This is a genomic window from Actinotalea lenta, from assembly GCF_030586465.1.
GTDB classification, from domain to species: domain Bacteria; phylum Actinomycetota; class Actinomycetes; order Actinomycetales; family Cellulomonadaceae; genus Actinotalea; species Actinotalea lenta.
Genome location: NZ_JAUQYP010000001.1, coordinates 847,400 through 869,734 on the forward strand (window position 1 = coordinate 847,400; position 22,335 = coordinate 869,734).

Below are 22,335 nucleotides of genomic sequence, written 5' to 3' on the forward strand. Positions count from 1 at the left end.
CTCGGCGGCCCCGGCCCGGACGGCGAGGGATGGCTCGTCGGGGTCGAGGATCCGCGCCCGGACGCCACCGACCCCGTCCTGGTGCTGGCGCTGACCGACCTGGGCGTCGCGACGTCGTCCGTGCGACGGCGGCGCTGGCGCGCCGGTGCGACCGCCGTGCACCACCTGGTCGACCCCCGGACGGGCCTGCCCGGCGGCCAGGGGCTGGCCCAGGTCACCGTCGTGCACCAAGACCCGGCGTGGGCCGAGGTGTGGAGCAAGGCGCTCTTCCTCGCCGGAGCCGACTCGGTGGCCGCGCAGGCCGAGGCCCGCGACCTGGCTGCCGCGTGGGTCGACGCGGACGGGGTCACCCACACCTCGCCGGCCATGGATCCCCGTGTCGTCTGGAGGGCCGCATGAGGACCCACGAACGCCCCTCCCTCGCCCTGTCGCTGGCGACCGTCGCGCTCGCACTCGCCACGGTCGCGACGCTCGTCGCCGTCGGGTGGCTGGTGGCGGGCGCCATGAGCGCGGCCGGCAGCTCCGTCACCTGGATGCTCGGGCGTGCCGGAGGAGTCGCGTCCTACGTGCTGCTGGTGGCGCTGGTCGTCACGGGCCTGCTCCAGGCGCACCCGTGGTCACGGCACTGGCACCGGCCCTCGCCCCGGACGCGGCTGACGGTGCACGTCTCCCTGGCGACCTTCACGCTCGTGTTCACGGCGCTGCACGTGGTGGTCCTGGTGCTCGACCCGTGGGCGCACGTCGGGTGGCGCGGTGCGCTGGTTCCCCTGGCGTCCGGCTACCGACCGGTCGCGGTGACCCTCGGTGTGATCGCCGTGTGGGCGGGGCTCGTCACCGGGCTGACCGCGGTGCTCGCGGGTCGGGTCGCGGCGCGCGTGTGGTGGCCGATCCACAAGGTGGCGGTCGTGACGCTCGGGCTGGTGTGGGTGCACAGCGTGCTGGCGGGCTCCGACGCGGTCGCGCTGCGCGGGTTCTACCTCGCCACCGGGGCAGCCGTCATCGCCCTCGCGGTGACCCGCTACGCGGCGCGGACCCCGGCCGACCGGGTGGCCGAGCTGACCGAGGACCTCGCCGAGAGCCGCCGGGGTCTGCGGCCGACGTCCCTGCGCACCGACGCCTACACCCGCCTGGGAGGGCACCGATGAGCGAGACCGCGGTGGCCGGGACGGGCGTGCGCGCCGCACGCCTGCTGCTGACCGACGCGGTGCTCCCGGCGCACGGTCCGGCCGAACCCACCGATCCGACGCCGGCCGAGGGCTGGCGAAGCCACCTCGCGGCGTTCGGCCCGCGACCGGGTGGGACGCCTGCCCTGGTCGCCGCGCTGGAGCGCAGTCGACTGACCGGACAGGGCGGTGCTCACGTCCCGGTAGCGGCGAAGTGGCGGCGCACTCTCGCGGGCCACGGGCCGCTCACCCTGGTCGCCAACGGGGCGGAGAGCGAGCCCGTCGCTGCCAAGGACGGCACCCTGCTGCGTCAGCGTCCGCACCTGGTCATCGACGGCCTGCTCCTCGCCGCCGAGGCGCTCGGCGCCCAGCGCGCGGTGATCTGGTTGCACGGCGACGACCTCGGGGCGCGGCGTGCGCTACGCATCGCCCTCGCGGAGCGGCCGTGGGAGGGCACCGCCCCGAGCGTGGAGCTCCTGGACGGCCCGGTGCACTACCTGGCCGGGGAGGCGAGCGCCATCGCCCAGGCGGCCGCGGGCGGTCCTGCGCTGCCCACAGTGCGCAGGCGGGAGGTCCCCGGCCGGCCCAGGACCCTGGTGCACAACGTGGAGACGCTCGCCCGGATCGCGCTGCTCGCCCGGGACGTCGAGGAGACCGGGACGCGGCTGGTGACGGTGCTCGGCAACGGGCGGGCCGTCGTCGAGGTCGAGTCCGCCACCACGTTCACGGAGCTGCTGGCGGACCTGGGCTGGACGGAGGCACCCCAGGCGGTCCTGCTCGGTGGCTACGGCGGGCTGTGGGCTTCGTGGTCCCGCGTGGCGCACCTGTCGGTGGACGAGGCGGCGTTGCGCCGCGAGGGTCTGAGCCTGGGCGCCGGCGTCGTCGCGCCACTGGGCGCGTGGGCGTGCGGGATCCACCAGACCGCGCGGCTCGTGGACTACCTCGCCTCGATGAGCGCCCGCCAGTGCGGTCCGTGCGTGTTCGGCCTGCCGGCTCTGGGGGAGCGGTTGGGCGCGCTTGCGGTCGGCTCGGCGGACGTCGGCCGCCTGCTGGACGACGCGGCGAGCATCGAGGGCCGGGGCGCCTGCCACCACCCGGACGGGGCGACCAGGCTGGTCGCGTCCGCGGTGTCCACCTTCGCCGACGACGTCGCCGCGCACTCCGCCGGACGGCCGTGCGGGTCGGGCGCCCTCGCCTGGCCGGAGCTGGCGCTGTGAACCGCGCGCCGAGCGCAGGACTGGTGCTGCGCGTGGATCCCGTCGCCTGTGAGGGTGTGGGGCTGTGCGCCCAGGTCGGCGACCGCGTGGTGGATCTGGACCGCTGGGGCTACCCCGTGCTGGAGCCGCTGGGGAGTCCGGCCGACGTCCGGGCCGCGCGCCGGGCCGTGCGGGCCTGCCCCCGCCGGGCGCTGTGGGTCGAGGAGGTCGACCCCGGCCTCTGACCGCCGTCGCGCCCGACACCGTGCCACCCCTGAGAGTGGTGCGGCTTCCGGGGGATGCACAGGAGGCGTTCAGCGGCGGTTCAGGAGCGGCTGGCAGCCTGGCGCCGGTGCTCCGGCGGGAGGTGGGCGTGTGCGTGTGCGTGTGCCACAGCTTCGCCGCGCGGCCGTGTGGCCTGCCGTGCTCGTGAGCGCCGTGGTGGTCGTGGTCTCCGGCGGCGCGGTGGCGGCGATCGAGACCGACACGGTGGAGTCGTTCTGGCGGGGTCTGTGGTGGTCGATCAGCCTCGTCACGACGGTCGGCTTCCTCGGCTCTCCGCCGCGCACGGGTGCCGGTGCGGCGCTGTCGGTGGTGCTCATGGTGGTGGGATTCGTCCTGCTGGCGATGGTGTCCGCCGCGCTGGCCTCGCTGTTCGTGCGGCAGGACGAGCAGCCGCGCCAGGCTGCCGAGCGCGAGGTCGACCGCGCCGTGCTCGAGGCCCTCGCGTCCGTCGAGGCGCGACTGTCGGTCATCGAGGCCCGGCTGGACGACGCGGGGGGTCTCGACGGCGAGAACCTGGAGGCCCGGTCCGGCACTCTGGACGCTCGGCTCGAGGCGGGTGCCGGCGCGGACGGTGCAGCAGACCAGGTGGGTGCCGGCCCGGACTGACGCCCGGTGAGCGCGCGACGGGCTGCGGTCATGACCGCAGCCGCGCCCGGCCCCGCGACCGGCAGCAGGTCGTGCTCATGGAGCGCGGTGCGGTCCCGGACCGCCCGGAGGCGGTGACGTCGTCCGGTCCGGCATGAGGACGGTGGACAGCAGACGACGCGTGCGTCCCTCACCCGGTCCTCGGTTTAGCAGCCGGAGCACCGGCGCGGACATCTCGGCGGCGAGCGCGGCCATCTCCTCGTCGGTGACCCACAGGGCGACCGTGCGGTAGCCGAGCTGGTCGGTCGCCGGGTCGGATGTGCTGGAAGCCAGGTAGGCGTCCAGCTGGGCGAGCAGGCCCGCGACGAACGCGGTGAACCCCTGGCGGTGCTGCTCGGGGGTGAGCGCCGCGATGTCCTGTGCGGAGACCTGCGCGGCGGCGACGTCGAGCGCGTAGGTGCGCTGCACCGCCCCGCGCACCCGCTGCTCGTCCACGACCAGCAGGATGCCGGCGTCGGCGAGGGTCGAGACCTGCCGGTAGACGGTCGCCGGGGAGACCTCCGGGAGCTGGGCCACGAGGTCCGCGGTGGTCAGCTCGCGGCCCCCCAGCATCGCCTGGACGATGCGCAGCCGGACGGGGTGCAGGAGCAGCGCGGCGGTGTCCATGGCGCTAACAATCGCATGCTTGACAACATTCGCACAAGTGAGAACAATGGAGCCATGACAACGAGTGCAACCCACCCCGTCCCTGTCGTCACCGAGGTCCGCATCCCCGGGCCGGCCGGTGACCTCGCCGCCACCCTGCAGCTGCCCGCCGGCCCAGGGCCGCACCCCGCTGCGCTGCTGATCACCGGTTCGGGTCCCATCGACCGGAACTCCGACCACCGCCGCATGGCGATGGGTGCGACCCGCCAGGTCGCACAGGCGCTCGCTGACGTCGGCGTCGCCTCGCTGCGCTACGACAAGCGCGGCATCGGTGGTTCGGACGGCGACTACCTCTCGACCGGGTTCGGTGACGCGACCGCGGACGCCCGTGCCGCGCTCGCTTGGCTGTCCGCGCTGCCCGAGGTGGGCCCCGTCGTGGTGATCGGCCACAGCGAGGGGGCGCTGCACGCCCAGTCGCTCGCCGCCGACGGCGACGTGGTCGGCGCCGTCCTGCTCGCCGGCCAGGCACGTCCCGGCCGGGACCTGCTCGAGTGGCAGGGAGCGCAGGTGGCCGCGAGCCTGACCGGCCTGACCGCGCGCCTCGTGCGCCTGCTGCGGATCGACCTGCTCGCCAAGCAGCGTGCCGCGCTCGACAAGGCCGCAGCGACCACCAGCGACGTCGCGCGGGTCGGCGGTCGCCGGAGCAACGCCCGCTGGCTGCGCGAGTACCTGAGCTACGACCCGAGGCCCACGCTCGCCCGGATCGACGTACCGGTGCTGGCGATCACGGGCGAGAAGGACCTCCAGGTCCCGGCCGAGGACCTCGACGCCATCGCAGCCACTGTGCCGGGGCCGGTCGAGACCCTCCGGCCCGCCGACCTGACCCACATCCTGCGCCGCGACGTCGGCCGGCCCAGCCTGCAGGCGTACAAGAAGCTCGTCGCGCAGCCGGTGGACGCCGAGGTGCTCGCCGCAGTGACGGAGTGGGTGGCGCGCGTGGTCGGCGAGCACTGAGCCCGGTCGCCGAACCCGCGCCGGCGTGTCCCGGTCAGGGCGCCGCAGGACAGGAGCTGTACTGCGCGAGGTCGTCGGCGGTCCACATCGACGCAAGGAGGGGGACGTCGGCCCGGGTGCCGAGCGCCGTTCGGAGGTGGGCCACGGCCGCGTGCGGGTCCGGTGCGGGGTCGACGACCCAGCCCTGACCCTCTCCGGAGACCGCGTACGCGGCGCAGTCGGTGATCTCGAGCAGGGTGACCAGCTGGTAGTGCTGCCCTGGCGCGAGGCGCACCGGCAGCGAGTCCGGCAGGCCGGACGCCTCCGCGACACCGATGACACTGCGCTGGCCCAGGTCGCCGGACGGCACCTCGGACGCCGGCACCGCCCACACGTGCACCAGCCGGGCGCCGGCGGGCGGGGTGAGCTCCGCCAGGGTGAGCCCCGGCCAGCCGCTGGCCACCACGTCCGTGGTCAGCTCGACCCGCCGGTCCGGCAGCAGGCTCGAGCTGCCCCCGCCCGTGGCCAGCGACACCCGGCTGCCCGCGCCGACGACGCCGGCGAGCACCAGGACGCCCACGGCCACCACGGCCACGGCGGTGGCGCGCCATGTGGTGCGTGGGACGAGGATGTCCAGCGTCGGGTCTGGGCTTGACGGCTCGGTCTCAGCAGGCATGATTGGCACAGCATAGTGTGCCAATGTTGCTCGGCGGAAGGGATCGGGATGGCGGTCGCGGTGCTGACGCTCGCCGCGCTGGCGGTGCTCGTGCCCGTCGGGCTCGGGCTGGCGGTGCGCGTCCCCGCGACGGACCGGGACACCGCGTGGCTGGCCGGGGGCACCCTGCCGGCCGCCGAGCAGGTGCGCGACGTCTACCGGCGCTACCTCGTGCGGCACCGGTCCTACCGGCTGGCCGCCGCGTGGTTCGGGGCCCTGCTGGCCGTCGTGGTCGGTGTCACGGCGGAGGGCGGGGTGCATGCGGGGATCGGCCGCGGCAGCCCACTGGCCGATGTGTGGTTCTGCGCGGTCGCGGGCATCCTGCTGGGTGCCCTGCTGGCCGAGTCGTACCGGCTCAGCCAGCCGCGGGGGACCGTCGCGACGGCGTCCCTCGCACCACGGCCCGCGCCCGGCGAGACGGGGCGGGTGGTCGCCGCGCGGGTGCTGGCTGCCGCCTCCCTCGCGACCGGCGCCGGGGTGCTGGCGGCAGCGGGCGACGCGACGAGTCTGGCCGTCGCGGTCGGTGGCAGCGCGCTCGTCGGTGTCGCGGAGCTCACCCGGTCCGCCATCCGCAGCAGGCGCCGGCCCGTGATGTCCGAGCAGGCGGGCGAGGTCGACGTCCGGCTCCGCAGCTACGCGTGGCGTGCCGTCGCTCACCTCGAGCTCGCCGCGGCGGCGCTCGCGCTCGGCTGGGCGGTGTCCAAGACCCCGTCGCCCGGCGGCCCGCTGACGACGGTGGTGGTGCTGGTCCTGCTCGTGCTCGCCGTGGTCGAGCTGCACCGGGCGCGGCCCCGGCCCCCGCGGTCGTTCGTGCCCGTCCAGGAGCCCGCGGTCCCGTGATCGTCCAGGTCGACCCCGGCTCGCCGGTCCCCGTCTTCGAGCAGCTGCGTGCCCAGATCGAACGGCTGATCGTCTCCGGCCAGCTCGCCGTGGGCAGCACGCTCCCGCCCATCCGGCACCTGGCCACGGACCTGGGCCTCGCCCGCGGCACGGTCAACAAGGTGTACGAGGCCTTGGCGCGTGACGGGCTGGTCCAGACGGCCGGTCGCCACGGCACCGTCGTGCGTGGCGGGAGCGGGCGCGTCCGGCCCCCCGCACGGACGGACCTGGACGCGGCGGCGGACACCCTGGCTCTCGTCGCCCGGCAGCTCGGCACCCCGGCGGCCGAGGTCCACGAGGCGGTGGAGCGTGCGCTGGGACGCTGGTAGGTCCCGGAGCTCTCAGGCTTCGCCCAGGTAAGTTCGGCACCCTGCGACGCTGACGACCGATCGCGGAGGAACGCCGTGCCCACCCAGCTCACCAAGGCCCAGCTGCGCGCGCTGCCCAAGAAGCAGCGGCGCGAGGTCGCTCGCCAGGTCGCGCGCGAGCAGCGGATCGCCGAGCAGCGCCGCCGGCGTCGACGTCGCAACGTCGTGCAGGTGGTCGCCGTGGTCGTCGCGGTGGGCGTGCTGACCGGCGCCGTGCTGGGGGTGCGCACATGGGTGGCGGAGCGCAACCGCGGACCGCTGAACATGGCCTCCGACGGCATCCTGCTCAGCGGCTACCAGGGCAACGTCTACGGCGTTCCCACCGGGTCCGTCGCGCAGGGCGGCACCCCGACGGCGAACACCCCCAACCGCAACCTCGGTGTGCTCGACGCCGTGCTCTACGTCGACTACTCCAGCCCCACGGCCTCGACGCTGTGGTCCACCGCCGGCCCCGAGCTCGTCGCGGGGCTGAAGGCCGAGACGACGTCGCTGGAGATCCACCCGATCGCACCTGACGGGTCCGCCTCCGCGGTCCGTTCGGCAGCGGCCCTGGCGTGCGTCGCCGAGCTCGACCCCAACCAGGCGCTCCCTGCGCACCAGGCGCTCGTCTCGGGCGGCGCGGACTGGACCCCCGCGTCGGTGATGAAGGCGTTGACCGACGCGGGCGTCAAGGCCCCGGGGCTGGACGGCTGCATCACCTCGGGCAGGTTCACCGGCTGGGTGCGCGAGTCGACCGCCCGCGCCGCGCGCTCGGTGCCCTTCGACGTCGGCTCGGTCACCTCGACCACGCTCCTGCTCGCGGGGACCGCCTACACCGGGGCGCCGGACGACGCCAAGGCGTTCGCATCCGCGTACGCGGATGCGCAGGCGGTCGTGGCCAAGGCGTCGGCGAGCTCGTCGCCGAGCCCGACGGCCGGCGCCACGAGCAGCCCGACGAGCGGTGCCACGCAGGCGCCATCGCCTTCCACCAGCCCGACCTCGGGAGGCTGAGCCGTCCGGCGACCTGCGACGTGCTGGTTCGACCGGAACGGTCACTGGGCGGTCCAGCCGCCGTCCACCGGGAGCACCGTGCCGGTCACCATGCCGGACGACGGCGAGGCCAGGTAGAGGACGGCGGCGGCCACGTCGGCGGTGCTGGCGAACCGGCCGGTCGGGATGCGGGCGAGGATGTCGGCCGCGACGGCCGGGTCGTCAAGCCGGTCGGCGGTGCCCGGGGTGTAGGCGTACGTCGGCGCGACGGTGTTGACCGTCACACCGTGCGGCGCCCACTCCAGGGCGAGCACCTTGGTCAGCAGGTCGACCCCGCCCTTGCTCGCCGAGTAGACCGCGTGCCGCCGGATGCCGACCTCGCCCGCCTGAGACCCCAGGTTGACCACCCGCCCGTAGCCTCGCGCGACCATCCCGCGCGCCACGGCCTGCGTCACGAAGAACAGGCCCTTGAGGTTGACGTCCATGATCTGGTCCCAGTCGGCCTCGGTGACGTCCAGGGCGTCGTGGTTGAACCCGAGGCCGGCGTTGTTGACCAGCACGTCGATCCGGCCGTGGTCCGCCTCGACAGCGGCGACGGCAGCCTCGATCGAGGCATGGTCGGTGACGTCGAGCGCGACCGCCGACGCCGAGCCACCCGCGGCCCGTACCTGCGCGAGCAGCCTCGCCGCGTCGTCGGTACGCCGGACGCCCGCGATCGTGTGCGCCCCGGCGCCGGCGAGGGCGAGCACGAGGTCGTGCCCGATCCCGCGTGACGCGCCCGTGACGAGCGCGACCTGACCCTCCAGGGAGAACGACACCGTGTCCATGCCCCGACCCTAGGGCTCGGTGCGGCGCCACGTCTCGGACGGCCACGCCCGCGGGCGCCACGCCCCGAGTGGCGCACTCCCAGCCCAGAGGCGCACCCCCAGGCACACCCCTCGACTGGGAGCACACCGCTCGCGAGGAGGGGGTGCTTCCGCGGAACCCGGCTCCCGTGGGACCGGTGTCCCTGGTTTGCGGGCATCGCGTGCGGTACCCATGGCTGGCCGGTGCGCGCCGACGAGCGCCGGCCAGCCAGCACCCGGGAGGACACATGGCAGCGGTCGAGGTCGAGGGGCTGCGCAAGACCTACGGCGACGTGGTCGCCGTCGACCGGATCGACCTGGAGATCGCCGAGGGTGAGGTGCTTGCGATCCTCGGGCCGAACGGGGCCGGGAAGACCACCACGGTGGAGATCCTCGAGGGCTACCGCACGCCGGACGCCGGCAGGGTCCGGGTCCTGGGTGCCGACCCGCAGACCGGTGGCCGGGCGTGGCGCGAACGTATCGGCATCGTGCTCCAGGAGGCCGGGTTCGAGGAGCTGTTCACCCCGCGCGAGCTGATCCGGCTGCACGCCGGGTGGTACCCGCACCCGCGCGCCGTCGACGAGGTCATCGAGATGGTGGGCCTGGAGGACAAGGCCGACGCACGGGTGCGCACGTTGTCCGGCGGCCAGCGCCGACGGCTGGACCTGGCGCTGGGCATCGTCGGCTCGCCCGAGCTGTTGTTCCTGGACGAGCCGACCACCGGCTTCGACCCGTCGGCGCGGCGGCGGGCCTGGGAGCTGGTGGACCGGCTCCGGGACACCGGCGCGACGATCCTGCTGACCACGCACTACCTGGACGAGGCCCAGCACCTGGCCGACCGGCTCGTGGTCGTCGACCACGGGCGCGTCGTGGCGCAGGGCACCGCGGAGCAGCTCGCCGCGACGGCGGGCATGGGCGCGGTGATCTCGTTCCGGCTCCCGGACGGCATCGAGGTCGCTGACCTGCCGGACCTGGGCGACCCGGTGCGCGCCGTCGGCGCGGTGGCCGAGGTCCGCACCGTGCACGCCACCGCCGACGTCGCCAGGCTGGCGGGCTGGGCCGTGGAACGCGGCGTCGAGCTCGCCGACCTCACCCTCACCAGGCCCAGCCTCGAGCAGGTCTACCTCGACCTCGTCGGGGCGGAAGGGCTGGCCGAGGAGCCCGTCGCCGCCGAGCCGGGCGTCATGTGATGTCAGCGCTGCGGATGCTCGCCGCCCAGGTGTGGCACGAGCTGACCCGGCTTCGCCGCACCCCCGTGGTGATGGTCATGGGGATCGGCTTCCCTGTCGCGTTCTTCATCCTGCTGTCCTCGCTGCTGGGCAACGAGACGCTGGACACCCACCAGGGCATCCGTCTGGCGCAGTTCCTCGCGCCGGGCATGGCCTCGTTCGGGGTCGTGATGTCCACGTTCTCGTTCCTTGCGGTCGGGTTCGCCGAGGCGCGTGCCACCGGCGTGCTCAAGCGCACCGTCGGCACCCCGCTGCCGACGTGGGTCCTGCTCGGCGGCCGGATCGGTGCGGCGACAGTGCTCGGCCTGACCGCGGCCGCGCTCGTGCTGGGCATCGGCGTCGGGTTCTACGACGTCCAGCTGTTCGGCCGCGCGGCTGCGGCCGTCGTGGTCACGCTGCTGCTCGGCTCGCTGTGCTTCGCGGCGCTCGGCCTGCTGCTGGCCGCGCTCGCCCCGTCGCAGCAGGCCACGCTGGCGATCGCGAACGGCCTGGTCATCCCGCTGTCGTTCATCTCCGACGTGTTCATGTCCGGGTCCGGGATGCCGGACTGGATGGTCCGGCTGGGGTGGTTCTTCCCGCTCAAGCACATGGCGGTGCTGGTGGGCGACGCCCTGAACCCCTACCTGGCCGGCAACGGCTTCCAGGTCGACCACCTGCTCGCACTGGCCGGCTTCACGGTCGCCGGGGCGCTGGCGGCGGGACTGGCCCTGCGCCGCGGTCGCGATGCCGTGCGGCGTGCCAGGCGCACCCGGTCCCACCCCGCGGACCGGGTCGCTCGGAGCGGCGCGCCGTCGCCGGTGTCGCTGGTGCTCGGCCAGGTCAACCACACCCAGCTGGCGCTGCGTCGCGAGCCGTCCTCGCTGTTCTTCGCCGTGGTGTTCCCGGTCCTGCTGGTCGCGGTGATCCCCGTGGTCAACGGCGGGGGTGACCAGCTCATGTCGGACGGCCGTACGCTCGGCAGCCTCTTCGCCGCGACGATGGCGGCCTACGGCGCTGCGGTGACTGCCTACGTGTTCATGCCCACGGGTCTGGCCGAGGCACGCGAACGGTTGGTGCTCAAACGGCTGCACGGCACGCCGCTACCGGCCTGGCCGCTGCTGGCGGGCCGGGTGGTCGGTGCCGCGGTCATCGCACTGGCGACGCTGGTCCTCGCCTACGCGCTGGCGGCCGCCCTCTACGGGGTGGGCGTGCCGCCCCGCTGGCCGCTGGCGCTCGGGGTCCTGGTGCTGGGGACGAGCTGCCTGGCGGTGGTCGGGATGGCGGTCGCGTCGATGGTGCGCAGCGCGCAGTCCGGAGTCGGCCTGGCGCTCGGGACGCTGCTGCCGGCGGCGTTCATCTCGGACATCTTCGTGATCGGGGTGACGTTGCCACCGGTCCTCGACGCGATCGCCGGTGCCCTGCCGCTACGGCCGATGGTTCGCCTCATGGTCGCGGCCACTGCGCCGACACCGCAGCCACTGGACCCCGCGGAGCTGCTCGTGGTGCTCGCGTGGCTGGTGGTCGGTGCCGCGGTCGTCGCACGGCTGTTCGACTGGGCTCCCCGGGACGTGGGCGCCCGCACGCGCCGGGAGCCGGCGGACCAGGCATCATGACCGGGTGAGTGGCGCGGCGGGCTCGGACGGCGAGACACCCGCAGGCGCGGACGGTTCGGCGCCCCGCGCCCCGGACGGCTGGGCGCCCGCGGAGGCGGTCCCGGACGTCTGGGTGGTCTCCGCGGGCGAGGTGCGCACCGCGCGCCTGCTCGTGGCCGCGCAGTTCGTGCTGCTCGGCCTGATCGCGGTGCTCCCGGGCGGGTGGGGGTGGCCGGTGCCGGCGTGGCTGCGGTGGTCGGCGCTGGCCGGAGTGGTCGCGGGGCTGGTGGTCATGCTGCTGGCCGGGACGGCGCTGGGCCGCGGCCTGACAGCAGTGCCGATCCCCAACCGGCACGCCGTGCTGCGCACCGGAGGGCTGTACCGGGTGGTGCGCCACCCGATCTACACCGGGCTGCTGCTCGCCGCCGGCTCGTGGACCGTGGGCTCGGGTTCCGGGTGGCGGGCACTGGCGTTCGTCGCCCTGGTGGTGCTGCTCAGCGTCAAGGCGCGCTGGGAGGAGGAGCGGCTGGCCAGGCGGTTCGCCGCGTATCCCGACTACGCGTCGCGCACGCCCCGGTTCGTGCCGGGCTGGCGGGTGCGCTGACGGGCGGTCCTACCCCGGCAAGCACCCGTGGCACGACGTGGGACGCTCGGCCCGCTAGCCTCCGTCCATCCCCGACGACGAGGAACGACGATGGCCGAGAGCCCCGTGGCCGATCCGTACTCCGCGCCGGTCGCCGACCGGCCGCTCCCCCGAGCGCGGGTCGTGGTGGCCAGCACGGCCGGGATCTTCGTGGAGTCCCTGGACTGGGCGATCTACGGCCTGGTCGCCCCGTACTTCGCCGAGCAGGTGTTCCCGGGGGCGGACCAGACGGCGGCGCGGCTCGGGGCGTACGCGGTGTTCGCCGCGGGGTTCGTCGCGCGCCCGCTCGGCTCGTTCGTGATGGGCCGCATCACCGACGTGCGTGGTCGGCGCGCCGGCCTGACCGCGAGCGTGGCGCTGATCGCCGTTGGCTCGCTGCTCATCGCCGCCGCCCCGACGCACGCCGTCGCCGGCCTCGCGGCTGCGGGCGTCGTCCTGGTCGCACGACTGCTCCAGGGGATCGCGATGGGCGGCGAGGTCGCTACGGCCGCCACGTACGTGGTCGAGGTCGCACCGCCGAACCGCCGGCACCGCTACGGGGCCTTCGCCTACTCCGGCGACGCGCTGGGCACCCTGGTGGGCAACGTCCTGCTCGCCGTCCTGCTGGCCGTGCTGGGGACCGCGGGCGTCGAGAGCGGGGGGTGGCGGATCGCGTTCGCGGCCGCCGGGCTGTGCGGCGCGCTCGCGTTCTGGATTCGGCGCGGTGTGCCGGAGTCGGACGTCTTCGCGACGGCGCGCGAGGCCGGCTACCTGCCGGCCTGGCCGCAGATCGCCGCTCACCTGCCCCGCATGCTCCTGGCGTTCGGCCTGACGATCGGCTCGACGATGGGGATCTACTTCGGCTCGATCTACCTGCCCACCTGGGCCGCGCACACCGGCCGGCTCACCGAGGCGGCAGCGACCGGGCAGCACAACGTTGCGCTGATCACCCTGCTGATCGCGATGATCACCGCCGGGTTCCTGTCCGACCGGTTCGGACCCCTGGCGCTCATCCGCGCCGGGTTCACCGGGGCCGCGGTCCTCGTGCTGCCGCTGATGATCGGGTTCCAGACCGGCCACGTGCCATACCTGGTCGCGGCGCCCGTGTTCACCGCGTGCATCGGGCTCCAGCTCGGCGTCACCCCGGTGGCCGGCGCGCGCCTGTTCCCGGTGCCGATCCGGGCCGTGGCGCTGGGCATCCCGGCCGCTGTCGCGATCGCGGGCTTCGGTGGGACGTTCCTGTTCATCGCGGAGTGGCTGGTCGACCACGGTCACCTGCTGCTCGTACCCGGCTACGCGGCGGCGGGGCTGACCATCTCCGCCGTCGGGTCCTGGCTCGTGCGCTACTCGTTGCTGTATCCCGTCGACACGATGGTCGGCACCGGTGCCGACACCGACACTCGAACGGAAGGCTGACCGTGACCACGCTGCTCGACGACGCCCGCGCTCTCGCCCCGGACCTCGTGGCCCTGCGCCGCGACCTGCACCGCATCCCGGAGCTGGGTCTTCAGCTGCCCAAGACCCAGGCGCGGGTGCTCGAGGCGCTGCGAGGGCTCGGCCTGGAGATCAGCACCGGGGAGTCGCTCAGCTCCGTCACCGCCGTCCTGCGCGGCGCGCACCCCGGACCCGCGGTGCTGCTCCGCGCGGACATGGACGCGCTCCCGGTGACCGAGCAGTCCACCGAGCCAGTGCGCTCGGAGCACGAGGGTGTCATGCACGCGTGCGGGCACGACCTGCACACCGCTGGTCTGGTGGGCGCCGCGCGGTTGCTGGCCGCCCGGCGCGAGGAGATCGCCGGGTCGGTCGTCCTCATGTTCCAGCCCGGTGAGGAGGGCGACGGCGGGGCCCGGCTGATGATCGGCGAGGGCGTGCTGGACGCCGCGGGGGAGCGGGTCGTCGCTGCCTACGGGCTGCACGTCGCCTCCGCCCTGCTCCCGGCCGGGCTGCTCACCTGCCGTGCCGGGACGATGCTCGCGGCCGCCGACGAGATGTTCGTCACCATCCGCGGCCGGGGTGGCCACGGCTCGATGCCGCACCTGGCCGCCGACCCGGTCACCGTGATGGCGGAGACGATCCTCGCGCTGCAGTCGGCGGTGACCCGGCAGTTCGACGCGCTCGACCCGGTGGTGGTCTCGGTGGGCAAGGTGGCAGCCGGGACCGTCAACAACGTCATCCCGGACACCGCGCGGATCGAGGCGACCGTGCGCACGTTCTCCGAGGAGGCGCACGCAGCGGTCGAACCGAGGCTCCTGCGCGTCGTCGAACGCGTGGCGGACGCGCACGGCCTGACCGCGGAGATCGAGTACGCGCGCGGCTACCCGACCACCGACAACGACCCGGTCGAGGTCGAGCGCGTCGAGCGGGTGATCGGCGCGCTGACAGGTGGCCGGGGGTACCTCCCGCTGCCCCGCCCGCTGCCCGGAGCCGAGGACTTCTCCTACGTGCTCCAGCAGGTGCCCGGCGCCTACCTCGGTCTCGGCGCCACCCCCGCCGGCGCCGACCCGGCTACGGCTCCGTACAACCACTCGCCGCAGGCGACCTTCGACGAGTCCGCCCTGCCGGTGGGGGCCGCCGCGCTCGCGGCCCTAGCCCTGGACCGGCTCGCGCAGGGCTGAGCTCGGCAGCCAGGCGCGATCGGCTGAGTCGACGCGACGAAGCATCAGCGGGCCTCCACCTGGTGCGGGACCTCGACGGCACGGCGCCGCGCGGCGAGCCAGGGGCCGAGCTGCTCGGCCGGCAGCGGGGGGGACAGGTAGTACCCCTGCGCCTGGTCGCAGCCGATGCGTGCGAGCGTGCGGTAGGCGTGCCCGTTCTCGACTCCCTCGGCGACCATTCGCAGCCCGAGGCTGTGCGCGAGCCCGATGGTCGAGGAGACCAGCGCGACCGCGCGGGGGTCGTCGGACATGGGGAAGACGAAGGAGCGGTCCAGCTTGAGCTCGTCGATCGGGAGGTCGCGAAGGTAGGCCAGCGACGAGTACCCGGTGCCGAAGTCGTCCACCGCGATCCGTACCCCGTTGTCACGCAGCTCGGACAGGATCGTCCGGGCCCGCGCGCGGTCCGACATCAAGGACTCCTCGGTGATCTCCAGCTCGAGCGCGGTGGCGGGGAGCCTGCGTTCGGCGAGCATGACCTGGACCTGCGTGGGCAGGTCGACGTCGACGAGGATGCTCGCCGGGAGGTTCACGGCCACCGAGACGGCGGCGCCGGCCAGCCGCCAGGTCGCGACCTGGTCCAGCGCGGTGCGCAGCACCTCGTCGGTCAGCGCGCGCATCAGGCCCGTCTCCTCGACCACGTCGAGGAACGCGTCGGGATAGAGCAGACCGCGTGTCGGGTGCTGCCAGCGCACCAAGGCCTCCACCCCGACGACGACGCCGGTGCTCAGCGCGACCTTGGGCTGGTAGTGCAGCACCAGCTGGCCAGTGGCGAGTGCTGCGCGGAGCTCGGTCGCCGTCCGCTCCCGGTCCTCGCGCTCCGACCCGTGGGGGTCGCCGTGCAGGCACACGGGGCCGACCCGCTTGGCCCGGTGGGTCGCGGCGTCGGCCAGGCGCACCAGGGTCTCGACGTCCGAGGCGTGGTCGGGGTGCAGCGCCACACCGATGCTGACGTCGATGCCCACGGCGACGTCGCCCAGCCGGAACGGTGCGGTCAGCTGCTCGGCGAGCCCATCGGCGACCAGTTCGGCACGTTCCCGGTCGGCGTCGCGCAGCAGGACCGCGAACTCGTCGCTTCCCAGCCGCGCGAGCACGTCGTCGGGGGACAGGCCCTCCCGGAGCCGGCGGGCGACCTGCACCAGCAGCTGGTCGCCCGCGCTGTGCCCGAGGGAGTCGTTGACCTCGGTGAACCGGTCGAGGTCCAGCAGGAGCAGCGCGCCGCGTGAGCCCGGCGCCGCGAGTCGTTCGCCTGCCACGGTGAGCAGCGCGCGACGGTTCGACAGCCCGGTGACGTCGTCGGTGGTCGCCTGGCGGTTGATCTGGCGCACCATGGCGACCATCCGCACGGCCACCAGCACGACGATGACCGCGGAGAACACGGTCACGGATGCGGCGCTGATCGGTCGTCCGGTGCTCAGCTCCCAGCCGAGCAGCGCTGGGCCGGTCAGCATGGCCGCCAGCAGCCAAACCACGGCGCGCTCGCTGGCGGGTTCCCGGCTCGCGCGGGGCGCCGACAGCAGCCGCATCGACGGGTGTAGAGCGGCGGTGCCCGCGATCACGAACCCGATCAGCCAGCGGCCGTCGAACGGCACCGGGTGCAGGGACGGCAGGGCGACCCCCGAGACCGCCTCGACCGGCCCCAGGGCCACCATCGCGCCGACGAACGCCACCGCGGTCACGAGCGTGCTGCGGTACGCACCGGCCCGCGTGGACAGCCGCGCGAGGCCGCCAAGGATCGCGACGTCGCCCAGGGGCCACACGAGGTTGTACACGGCGGCGAGGTCGTACCCCGCGCGCGTCGTCCACACGGGCTCGACGATCAGCACCCAGATCGTGAGCCCCGCCGCCGTGGTACGGACCCAGGCGTCCAGCTGTGCGGTGCGATCCTCCGGCTCGTGGTGACCGACCGCGAGGACGAGGGCGACGAGCTCGAGCGGGTACATCGCCAGGAAGAAGGCGTCGCCCATCAGGGCACGGGCCCACACGTCGCCCGGCCCGATCACGGTGGGGACCACAGAGCCCGCGATCCAGCAGGCCATGCCTGCGGCGATCAGGCGCCAGATCGCAGGACGGTGGGGCCGGTTCCGCCGGACGCCCTCGACGACGGCGAGGACGCCGCTGGCCGCTGTGAGCGTGTACAGCGCGTCGTGGGCGGCGCCGGCCGGCGCGGCGACGACCGTGCCGGTCAGAGCGGTGCCCAGGATCAGGTACACCGCCCACGGTCGACTCACCCGGCTCACGTCAGCCCATCGGCTGGGTGCCGAGGTTGGTGAGGGACGCTGGCGGATCGGGACTGCTCGCTGCGCGGCGTGAGGCATCCTGGGCGCGTGGAGGACGACGTGCTGGACCGGGCCCGGTCGGGTTCCGCCGACGCCTTCACCGCGCTGTACCGCGAGCTCGCGGGGCCGGTCGCCGCCTACCTGCGGGCGAAGGGCGTGCCGGACGTCGAGGACGTGACGAGCGACGTCTTCGTCGCGGTGTTCACCGGGATCGCACGGTTCGAGGGGGACGCCGCGGGGTTCCGGGCGTGGGTGTTCACGATCGCGCACCGCCGCGTGGTCGACACGTGGCGGCGTGCGGGGCGACGTCCGGTCTCCGAGCCGTTCGAGGCGCACGAGGATCCGCGTGTGGTCCCCAGCGCTGAGCAGGAGGCGCTCGAGCGGGTCGGCCAGACGCGCGTGCTCGAGCTGTTGGGCCTCCTCACGGAGTCCCAGCGGGAGGTGCTCCTGCTGCGCATCCTCGCCGACCTCAGCCTTGAGGAGGTCGCGGCGGTCGTCGGGCGGCCGGTCGGCGCCGTCAAGTCGCTGCAGCACCGCGGCCTGGCCGCATTGCGCAGGATCCTGGCGAAGGAGGGCGTATCCCCGTGAACCCCCTCGACGATGATCCTGGTGTGAGCGACGCCCGGGACGAGGGTGTCATCGCCGGACGGGCGGTGGCACCGCAGGACGCTGCGCTGGCAGCGTTCGTCGCCGAGCTGCGGGAGAGCACATCGGCTCCGGCGCCGCAGCCGACCCCGGCGTTGGCGGCCCTGCTGTCCGATGGGCTCGCGGGTGGCACCGCCGAGGTCGCGGCGGACGCCGCCGGCTCGACGGCGGAGGTCGTCCCCCTGCGTCGTCGGCGTCGTGCGCTGCGCTACGTGGTCGGCGGCTCCGTGGCAGCCGCGCTGGCCCTGGGTGGGACGGCCGCGGCCGCGGCCGTCCGCGATGGCGTCCCGTTCTCTGAGCTGCCCGGTGCGATCGGCGAGCGCGTCGCCGCCACGGTGGGCGGCGCCTTGGAGGGGGTCGGGCTCCGGCACCGTGCGCCCTCCGACGACCACGGACCCGCCGACGACCGCGCGCCCGGGCCCGAGCATGTCGGCCCGGCCACGACCCCCTCCGACGACCGCGAGGGCGACGTCGCGCCCCTAGCGCCCAGCCCCTCCGGCGAGGTCCCGGGACGGCCCAGCGAGGTCCCGGGCCACGCGACGGACACGCCCGGTGACGGCACCGAGGCACCGGGCCGCTCGCAGGACGCGCCCGGGCGCGACCAGAGCCCGGCGGACGGGGGCTCGCACCCGACGGATCCCGGCACCTCCCCTGAGCCAGGCCGGGACGTCGGGGACGGGCAGGGAGAGGGCACGGGCCGTGACTCCGGCGCTACTCGCGGCATCGAGCCCGGCGACGGGGCGTCGGAGGGGAACGGTGCCGGAGGATCCGTCGGCGACGACGCGACCGCGCAGCCGTCCAGCGCCCCGACGAGCCCGCGCGCCTGAGGCCCGGCCCACCTGAGGTCCGGCCGGACGTTCTGGCGCGAGGCCGTATCCCGCGCGGCACGTCGGGCGATGACCAGGTCGGAAGCGGCTCACGCCGCTCGTGCATCAGCGGGCCACGTGCCCGGCCGAAGGAGGACAGATGAGCACCACCGCATTCGCCGCAGTGCTGGCGAAGTTCGCAGGCCTGAGCGCGGCCGCCAAGACCGCCGTGGGTGTCGCGGTCGCCGCAGGGGCGATCGGGGCGGCGACCGGGGTCCCGGCCGTCGTGGCCGACCTGCAGGGGCCCTCCAGCGAGCAGGTCTCGGTGGACGACGCCACGGCGACGCCGACCGCGGAGCCGACGTCGTCCGCGACGGACCAGCCGACCGCGACGCCGACCGACGAGCCGACCACGGACGCGACGCAGGAGCCGACGGCCGAGCCGACCGGCTGGCAGGACTACAGCACGTTCGGTGCCTGGGTGCGCACCCAGGCGCGCGAGGGGGGCGTCGACGGGCAGCAGATCGCGACCGCCGCGCACGAGCGCAACCAGGTCCGTGCCCAGAACCGGGTCGGTGACGACGCCACCGCCGAGCCGACCGAGGCGGCCACGTCCGAGAGTGACCAGGACCAGGTCAAGGACCAGACCAGGGACCAGCTCAAGGACGGGTCCTGCGACAGCACCTGCGACGGCGACCAGGCCGAGGACCAGGACCAGGTCCGCGACCAGGACCAGGTCCGCGACCAGGACATGAGCCACGACGGGACCGGTTCGGGTGAGGCCCACGGTCAGGGCCACTGAGCGACCCAACCGACGGCGCGGCCGTCCGGGACCATCCCGGGCGGCCGCGCCGTCGTCTGCCCGGCCGACGCGACGCGGTGAGCTCCCCTCACGGGGGTGGGCGGCGGTCCGCTGAGGGGCGGTCCTTGGGACGTTCTTGAGGCAATTGCGGACGTTGTGTGTAGGGTCGATGACAGCGGTGTCGGGCTGCCGCGGTCCGACCGACCGGGAGGAAGGCCTACGCGTGGACGGATTTTCGAGCTGGTTCGCCTATGTCGGGGACCACTGGTCCGACGTTCTGACGGGCACCCTCGAGCACGCCCGGATCGTCGCCATCGTCGTCGTGACGGCGACCGTGTTCTCCGTCATCCTCGGCATCCTCGTCGAGCGGCACCCCGCCGCCCGAGCGGCCTCGCTGAGCATCGCGGGGATCTTCCTGACCATCCCTTCGCTGGCCATGTTCGCGCTGTTCATCCCGCTGGTCGGGATCGGGAACCCCCCGGCGGAGATCGCCCTCTTCCTCTACGCGATCCTGCCCATCCTGCGCAACACCGTCACCGGGCTCGACTCGGTGAGCCCTGCGGTGGTCGAGTCGGCCAAGGGCATGGGCATGGGTAACACCCAGCAGCTGCTGCAGATCCGGCTCCCGCTCGCCTGGCCGATCATCATGGCCGGGATCCGGATCTCTACCCTCATCACCGTCGGTATCGCGGCCATCGCGGTCCTCGTCGGTGGGGACGGCCTCGGCGGGTTCATCCAGGGTGGGCTGACGCGGCTCGGCCTGCCCAACAGCTACGAGTCGGTCTGGGTCGGCACGATCTTCACGGTCGCGCTCGGACTTGTCCTCGACATCCTTTTGTCCCTGGCACAACGCCTGACCACATCCCGAGGCCTGCGTATCTGACCGGCCGACGTCCCGAGAGGCATCATGAGCTCCGAAGCCAAGATTCGACTCGATCGTGTTGAGAAGAAGTACCACGGCACGTCGGTACCTGCCGTCGAGGAGCTGTCGCTCGACGTGCACGAGGGCGAGATCCTCGTCCTGGTCGGCCCGTCCGGTTGCGGCAAGTCCACCACGCTGCGGCTGATCAACCGGATGATCGAGCCCACCGGCGGCAAGATCTACCTCGACGACGAAGACGTGACGACGGTGGACCCGGACAAGCTCCGGCGCCGCATCGGTTACGTCATCCAGCAGATCGGGCTGTTCCCCCACCAGACGATCGCCCAGAACATCGCCACCGTCCCCCGGATGCTCAAGTGGGACAAGGCCAGGATCGCCGCCCGCGCCGACGAGCTGCTCCACCTCGCGGGCCTCGACCCGGAGATCTACCGGGACCGTTACCCCAAGGAGCTCTCCGGCGGGCAGGCCCAACGCGTGGGCGTGGCCCGGGCGCTCGGTGCCGACCCGGAGATCATGCTGATGGACGAGCCCTTCGGGGCCATCGACCCGATCACGCGCGAGCGGCTGCAGAACGAGTTCCTCCGCCTGCAGGCCGAGCTGAAGAAGACGATCGTCTTCGTCACGCACGACATCGACGAGGCGATCAAGATGGGTGACCGCATCGCGATCCTCGGGGAGCGCAGCGTCATCCGCCAGCTCGACACTCCGGAGCGCATCCTCGCCTTCCCCGTCGACCAGTTCGTCGACGACTTCATCGGCGCCGGATCCACGATCAAGGGACTGAACTTCGAGCAGCTCAGCGGCCTCAGGCTCGGCGGTTACCCCACCATCCGGTCGGACCAGTCGCCGCAGGCCGGGCTCGAGGCGCTGAACGAGAGCAACAAGACGTGGCTCCTGGTCGTGGACGAGCAGAACCGTCCGATGCGCTGGATGCGCGAAGGCGACCTCCAGCAGTCGACCGGGTCCTACCAGGACGAGGGGTCGGAGGTCCGCATCCGACTCAACGCAGAGGACACGCTGTTCGACAGCCTCGAGCAGATGTTGCAGAGCGAGTCCGGGTCCTGCTGCGTGGTCGACCGGCACGGTGCTCTCACGGGCGTCGTCGAGATGGCCCACCTGAGGCGGGCGATCCGCCGCGCCCAGGTGGAGGCCCGGCGCCACTATGAAGATCTCGAGGACAACGCATGACCGACCAGATCACGCACCGGGAGATGCCGACGGGCACCGAGGGCTCGGAGGCCGGCCCTCCTGTGGTCCCGCGCGAGGGCTTCTTCGCCATGTGGCGCCGGTTGCAGCTGGGGCTGTGGCTTGCTCCGCTCGGCATCCTCGCGCTCGTCGGCGTGCTGTACATGTACTACCAGAACCTCGACCTGGCCAATGCCGTGCGCCAGACGCGGTCAGCGCTGCAGTGGGAGACGAAGCTCTGGCCGCAGATGCTCCAGCACGTCCAGATCGCGTTCGTGGCCACCGTGGTCGTGGTGATCGTCGCGGTGCCGCTCGGCATCATCTTGACCCGACCGGCGTTCCGGCGGGTCGGCCCCTACGTCGTCGCGGTGGCCAACTCCGGGCAGGCGCTGCCGGCCTACGGTCTGCTCGTGCTCTTCGGGGCTGCCATGGGGATGAACCGCACGGCGGCGATGTGGGCCTTCGTCGTGTACGCGCTGCTGCCCGTGCTGCGCAACACGATGGTGGGTCTGGACCAGGTGGACAGGTCGGTGATCGAGGCCGGCCGTGGGATGGGCATGACGAGGATGCTGGTCCTGACCCGGATCGAGCTACCGCTCGCCGTCCCCGTGATCCTCGCCGGCGTGCGCGTCGCGATGGTCCTCAACATCGGCATGGCCACCCTGGCCTTCCTGATCGGCGGTGGCGCGCTCGGCGTGACCATCTACTCGGGCATCGAGCTCAACCAGAACTCGGTCCTGATCGTCGGTGCCGTGCTCGTGGCGATCGTCGCGCTGACGTTCGACTGGCTGGGCGCGGTCGCCGAGCGGTACCTGCGCCCGCGCGGCATCTGACACGACGGCGCCGACCGGCGCTCCTGACGCGCGGTGTGGCGCCGCACTGCCACACCGTGCGTCTGGCGGTGCAGGGTGTGGCAGGCGGGGTGCGCGGTTGGTCCGGCACCCTGCGCTGCCTCTGGCGCCACGGCAGTGCCGCGGCGACCCACGGCGGGGTCGCCGCCGAGGCGACCCCTCTGCCCT

General features: G+C 73.8%; 24 protein-coding genes. 20 read left to right on the forward strand and 4 right to left on the reverse strand.

Features of this window, described 5'->3' with window-relative positions; genetic code table 11:
* The 5 genes from Q6348_RS03915 to Q6348_RS03935 all read left to right on the forward strand — a co-directional run.
* On the forward strand, nucleotides 1-399 hold a 399-nt coding region (locus tag Q6348_RS03915; RefSeq protein ID WP_304600012.1), incomplete at its 5' end, for an FAD:protein FMN transferase.
* A complete protein-coding gene (locus Q6348_RS03920) occupies nucleotides 396-1,145 on the forward strand; it encodes a ferric reductase-like transmembrane domain-containing protein (RefSeq protein ID WP_304600013.1) in 750 nt (249 codons plus the stop codon). The genes Q6348_RS03915 and Q6348_RS03920, both read left to right, overlap by 4 nt.
* Nucleotides 1,142-2,380 carry an NADH-ubiquinone oxidoreductase-F iron-sulfur binding region domain-containing protein gene (locus Q6348_RS03925; RefSeq protein ID WP_304600014.1) on the forward strand — a complete coding sequence of 413 codons (1,239 nt, stop codon included), beginning with the start codon at nucleotides 1,142-1,144 and terminating at the stop codon, nucleotides 2,378-2,380. Before Q6348_RS03920 ends, Q6348_RS03925 begins: the two co-directional genes overlap by 4 nt.
* Nucleotides 2,377-2,604, forward strand: coding sequence for a ferredoxin (locus Q6348_RS03930; RefSeq protein ID WP_304600015.1), 228 nt, complete (start codon nucleotides 2,377-2,379; stop codon nucleotides 2,602-2,604). Before Q6348_RS03925 ends, Q6348_RS03930 begins: the two co-directional genes overlap by 4 nt.
* 130 nt (nucleotides 2,605-2,734) lie before the next feature.
* Entirely contained in the window at nucleotides 2,735-3,250 is a 516-nt protein-coding gene (locus Q6348_RS03935) for a potassium channel family protein (RefSeq protein ID WP_304600016.1), read from the forward strand.
* Nucleotides 3,251-3,325: 75 nt separating this feature from the next.
* Here Q6348_RS03935 and Q6348_RS03940 read toward each other — a convergent pair whose 3' ends face one another.
* Nucleotides 3,326-3,895 carry a helix-turn-helix domain-containing protein gene (locus Q6348_RS03940; RefSeq protein ID WP_304600017.1) on the reverse strand — a complete coding sequence of 190 codons (570 nt, stop codon included), beginning with the start codon at nucleotides 3,893-3,895 and terminating at the stop codon, nucleotides 3,326-3,328.
* Nucleotides 3,896-3,949: 54 nt separating this feature from the next.
* On the opposite strand from Q6348_RS03940, the gene Q6348_RS03945 reads away from it, so the two are divergent.
* Nucleotides 3,950-4,888: an alpha/beta hydrolase gene (locus tag Q6348_RS03945; RefSeq protein ID WP_304600018.1), complete on the forward strand. Its 939-nt coding sequence runs from the start codon at nucleotides 3,950-3,952 to the stop codon at nucleotides 4,886-4,888.
* Nucleotides 4,889-4,922: 34 nt separating this feature from the next.
* On the opposite strand, the gene Q6348_RS03950 is transcribed toward Q6348_RS03945, so the two are convergent.
* Nucleotides 4,923-5,543 carry a hypothetical protein gene (locus Q6348_RS03950; protein WP_304600019.1) on the reverse strand — a complete coding sequence of 207 codons (621 nt, stop codon included), beginning with the start codon at nucleotides 5,541-5,543 and terminating at the stop codon, nucleotides 4,923-4,925.
* A gap of 48 nt (nucleotides 5,544-5,591) precedes the next feature.
* Between Q6348_RS03950 and Q6348_RS03955 the strand changes: the two genes are divergently transcribed.
* The 3 genes from Q6348_RS03955 to Q6348_RS03965 all read left to right on the forward strand — a co-directional run bounded on the left by Q6348_RS03955 (nucleotide 5,592) and on the right by Q6348_RS03965 (nucleotide 7,819).
* Nucleotides 5,592-6,422 carry a hypothetical protein gene (locus Q6348_RS03955; protein WP_304600020.1) on the forward strand — a complete coding sequence of 277 codons (831 nt, stop codon included), beginning with the start codon at nucleotides 5,592-5,594 and terminating at the stop codon, nucleotides 6,420-6,422.
* Entirely contained in the window at nucleotides 6,419-6,790 is a 372-nt protein-coding gene (locus Q6348_RS03960; protein ID WP_304600021.1) for a GntR family transcriptional regulator, read from the forward strand. Before Q6348_RS03955 ends, Q6348_RS03960 begins: the two co-directional genes overlap by 4 nt.
* Nucleotides 6,791-6,865: 75 nt before the next feature.
* Nucleotides 6,866-7,819 carry a DsbA family protein gene (locus Q6348_RS03965; protein ID WP_304600022.1) on the forward strand — a complete coding sequence of 318 codons (954 nt, stop codon included), beginning with the start codon at nucleotides 6,866-6,868 and terminating at the stop codon, nucleotides 7,817-7,819.
* 41 nt (nucleotides 7,820-7,860) lie between these two features.
* Here the strand turns inward: Q6348_RS03965 and Q6348_RS03970 are convergent, their stop codons facing one another.
* A complete protein-coding gene (locus Q6348_RS03970; protein WP_304600023.1) occupies nucleotides 7,861-8,625 on the reverse strand; it encodes an SDR family NAD(P)-dependent oxidoreductase in 765 nt (254 codons plus the stop codon).
* A 266-nt stretch (nucleotides 8,626-8,891) separates the two neighbouring features.
* Here Q6348_RS03970 and Q6348_RS03975 point away from each other — a divergent pair, with 266 nt between their 5' ends.
* The 5 genes from Q6348_RS03975 to Q6348_RS03995 all read left to right on the forward strand — a co-directional run bounded on the left by Q6348_RS03975 (nucleotide 8,892) and on the right by Q6348_RS03995 (nucleotide 14,680).
* On the forward strand, nucleotides 8,892-9,833 hold the full coding sequence (locus tag Q6348_RS03975) for an ABC transporter ATP-binding protein (protein WP_304600024.1): 942 nt from the start codon (nucleotides 8,892-8,894) through the stop codon (nucleotides 9,831-9,833).
* The gene (locus tag Q6348_RS03980; protein WP_304600025.1) at nucleotides 9,833-11,464 is read left to right on the forward strand and encodes an ABC transporter permease; all 1,632 of its coding nucleotides are present in this window, start codon (nucleotides 9,833-9,835) and stop codon (nucleotides 11,462-11,464) included. Before Q6348_RS03975 ends, Q6348_RS03980 begins: the two co-directional genes overlap by 1 nt.
* Before the next feature lie 4 nt (nucleotides 11,465-11,468).
* Entirely contained in the window at nucleotides 11,469-12,047 is a 579-nt protein-coding gene (locus Q6348_RS03985) for a methyltransferase family protein (RefSeq protein WP_304600026.1), read from the forward strand.
* 90 nt (nucleotides 12,048-12,137) lie between these two features.
* A complete protein-coding gene (locus Q6348_RS03990) occupies nucleotides 12,138-13,481 on the forward strand; it encodes an MFS transporter (RefSeq protein ID WP_304600027.1) in 1,344 nt (447 codons plus the stop codon).
* 2 nt (nucleotides 13,482-13,483) lie between these two features.
* Entirely contained in the window at nucleotides 13,484-14,680 is a 1,197-nt protein-coding gene (locus tag Q6348_RS03995) for a M20 metallopeptidase family protein (protein WP_350339638.1), read from the forward strand.
* A gap of 44 nt (nucleotides 14,681-14,724) precedes the next feature.
* Here Q6348_RS03995 and Q6348_RS04000 read toward each other — a convergent pair whose 3' ends face one another.
* Complete coding sequence (locus tag Q6348_RS04000) at nucleotides 14,725-16,947, reverse strand: putative bifunctional diguanylate cyclase/phosphodiesterase (protein ID WP_304600028.1); 2,223 nt, start codon at nucleotides 16,945-16,947, stop codon at nucleotides 14,725-14,727.
* 96 nt (nucleotides 16,948-17,043) lie between these two features.
* Between Q6348_RS04000 and Q6348_RS04005 the strand changes: the two genes are divergently transcribed.
* The 6 genes from Q6348_RS04005 (at nucleotide 17,044) to Q6348_RS04030 (ending at nucleotide 22,149) form a co-directional block, all read left to right on the forward strand.
* Nucleotides 17,044-17,583 carry an RNA polymerase sigma factor gene (locus tag Q6348_RS04005; protein WP_304600029.1) on the forward strand — a complete coding sequence of 180 codons (540 nt, stop codon included), beginning with the start codon at nucleotides 17,044-17,046 and terminating at the stop codon, nucleotides 17,581-17,583.
* A gap of 23 nt (nucleotides 17,584-17,606) precedes the next feature.
* The gene (locus Q6348_RS04010) at nucleotides 17,607-18,467 is read left to right on the forward strand and encodes a hypothetical protein (protein WP_304600030.1); all 861 of its coding nucleotides are present in this window, start codon (nucleotides 17,607-17,609) and stop codon (nucleotides 18,465-18,467) included.
* Between the two features lie 139 nt (nucleotides 18,468-18,606).
* Nucleotides 18,607-19,248 (forward strand): hypothetical protein, encoded by a 642-nt coding sequence (locus Q6348_RS04015; protein WP_304600031.1) that lies wholly within the window; start codon nucleotides 18,607-18,609, stop codon nucleotides 19,246-19,248.
* Nucleotides 19,249-19,471: 223 nt separating this feature from the next.
* Nucleotides 19,472-20,131, forward strand: a complete 660-nt coding sequence (locus tag Q6348_RS04020) for an ABC transporter permease (protein ID WP_304600032.1) — start codon at nucleotides 19,472-19,474, stop codon at nucleotides 20,129-20,131.
* A 24-nt stretch (nucleotides 20,132-20,155) separates the two neighbouring features.
* A complete protein-coding gene (locus tag Q6348_RS04025) occupies nucleotides 20,156-21,319 on the forward strand; it encodes an ABC transporter ATP-binding protein (RefSeq protein WP_304600033.1) in 1,164 nt (387 codons plus the stop codon).
* Nucleotides 21,316-22,149 (forward strand): ABC transporter permease, encoded by an 834-nt coding sequence (locus Q6348_RS04030; RefSeq protein WP_304600034.1) that lies wholly within the window; start codon nucleotides 21,316-21,318, stop codon nucleotides 22,147-22,149. The genes Q6348_RS04025 and Q6348_RS04030 overlap by 4 nt, the downstream gene beginning before the upstream one ends.
* Nucleotides 22,150-22,335 lie beyond the last annotated feature (186 nt).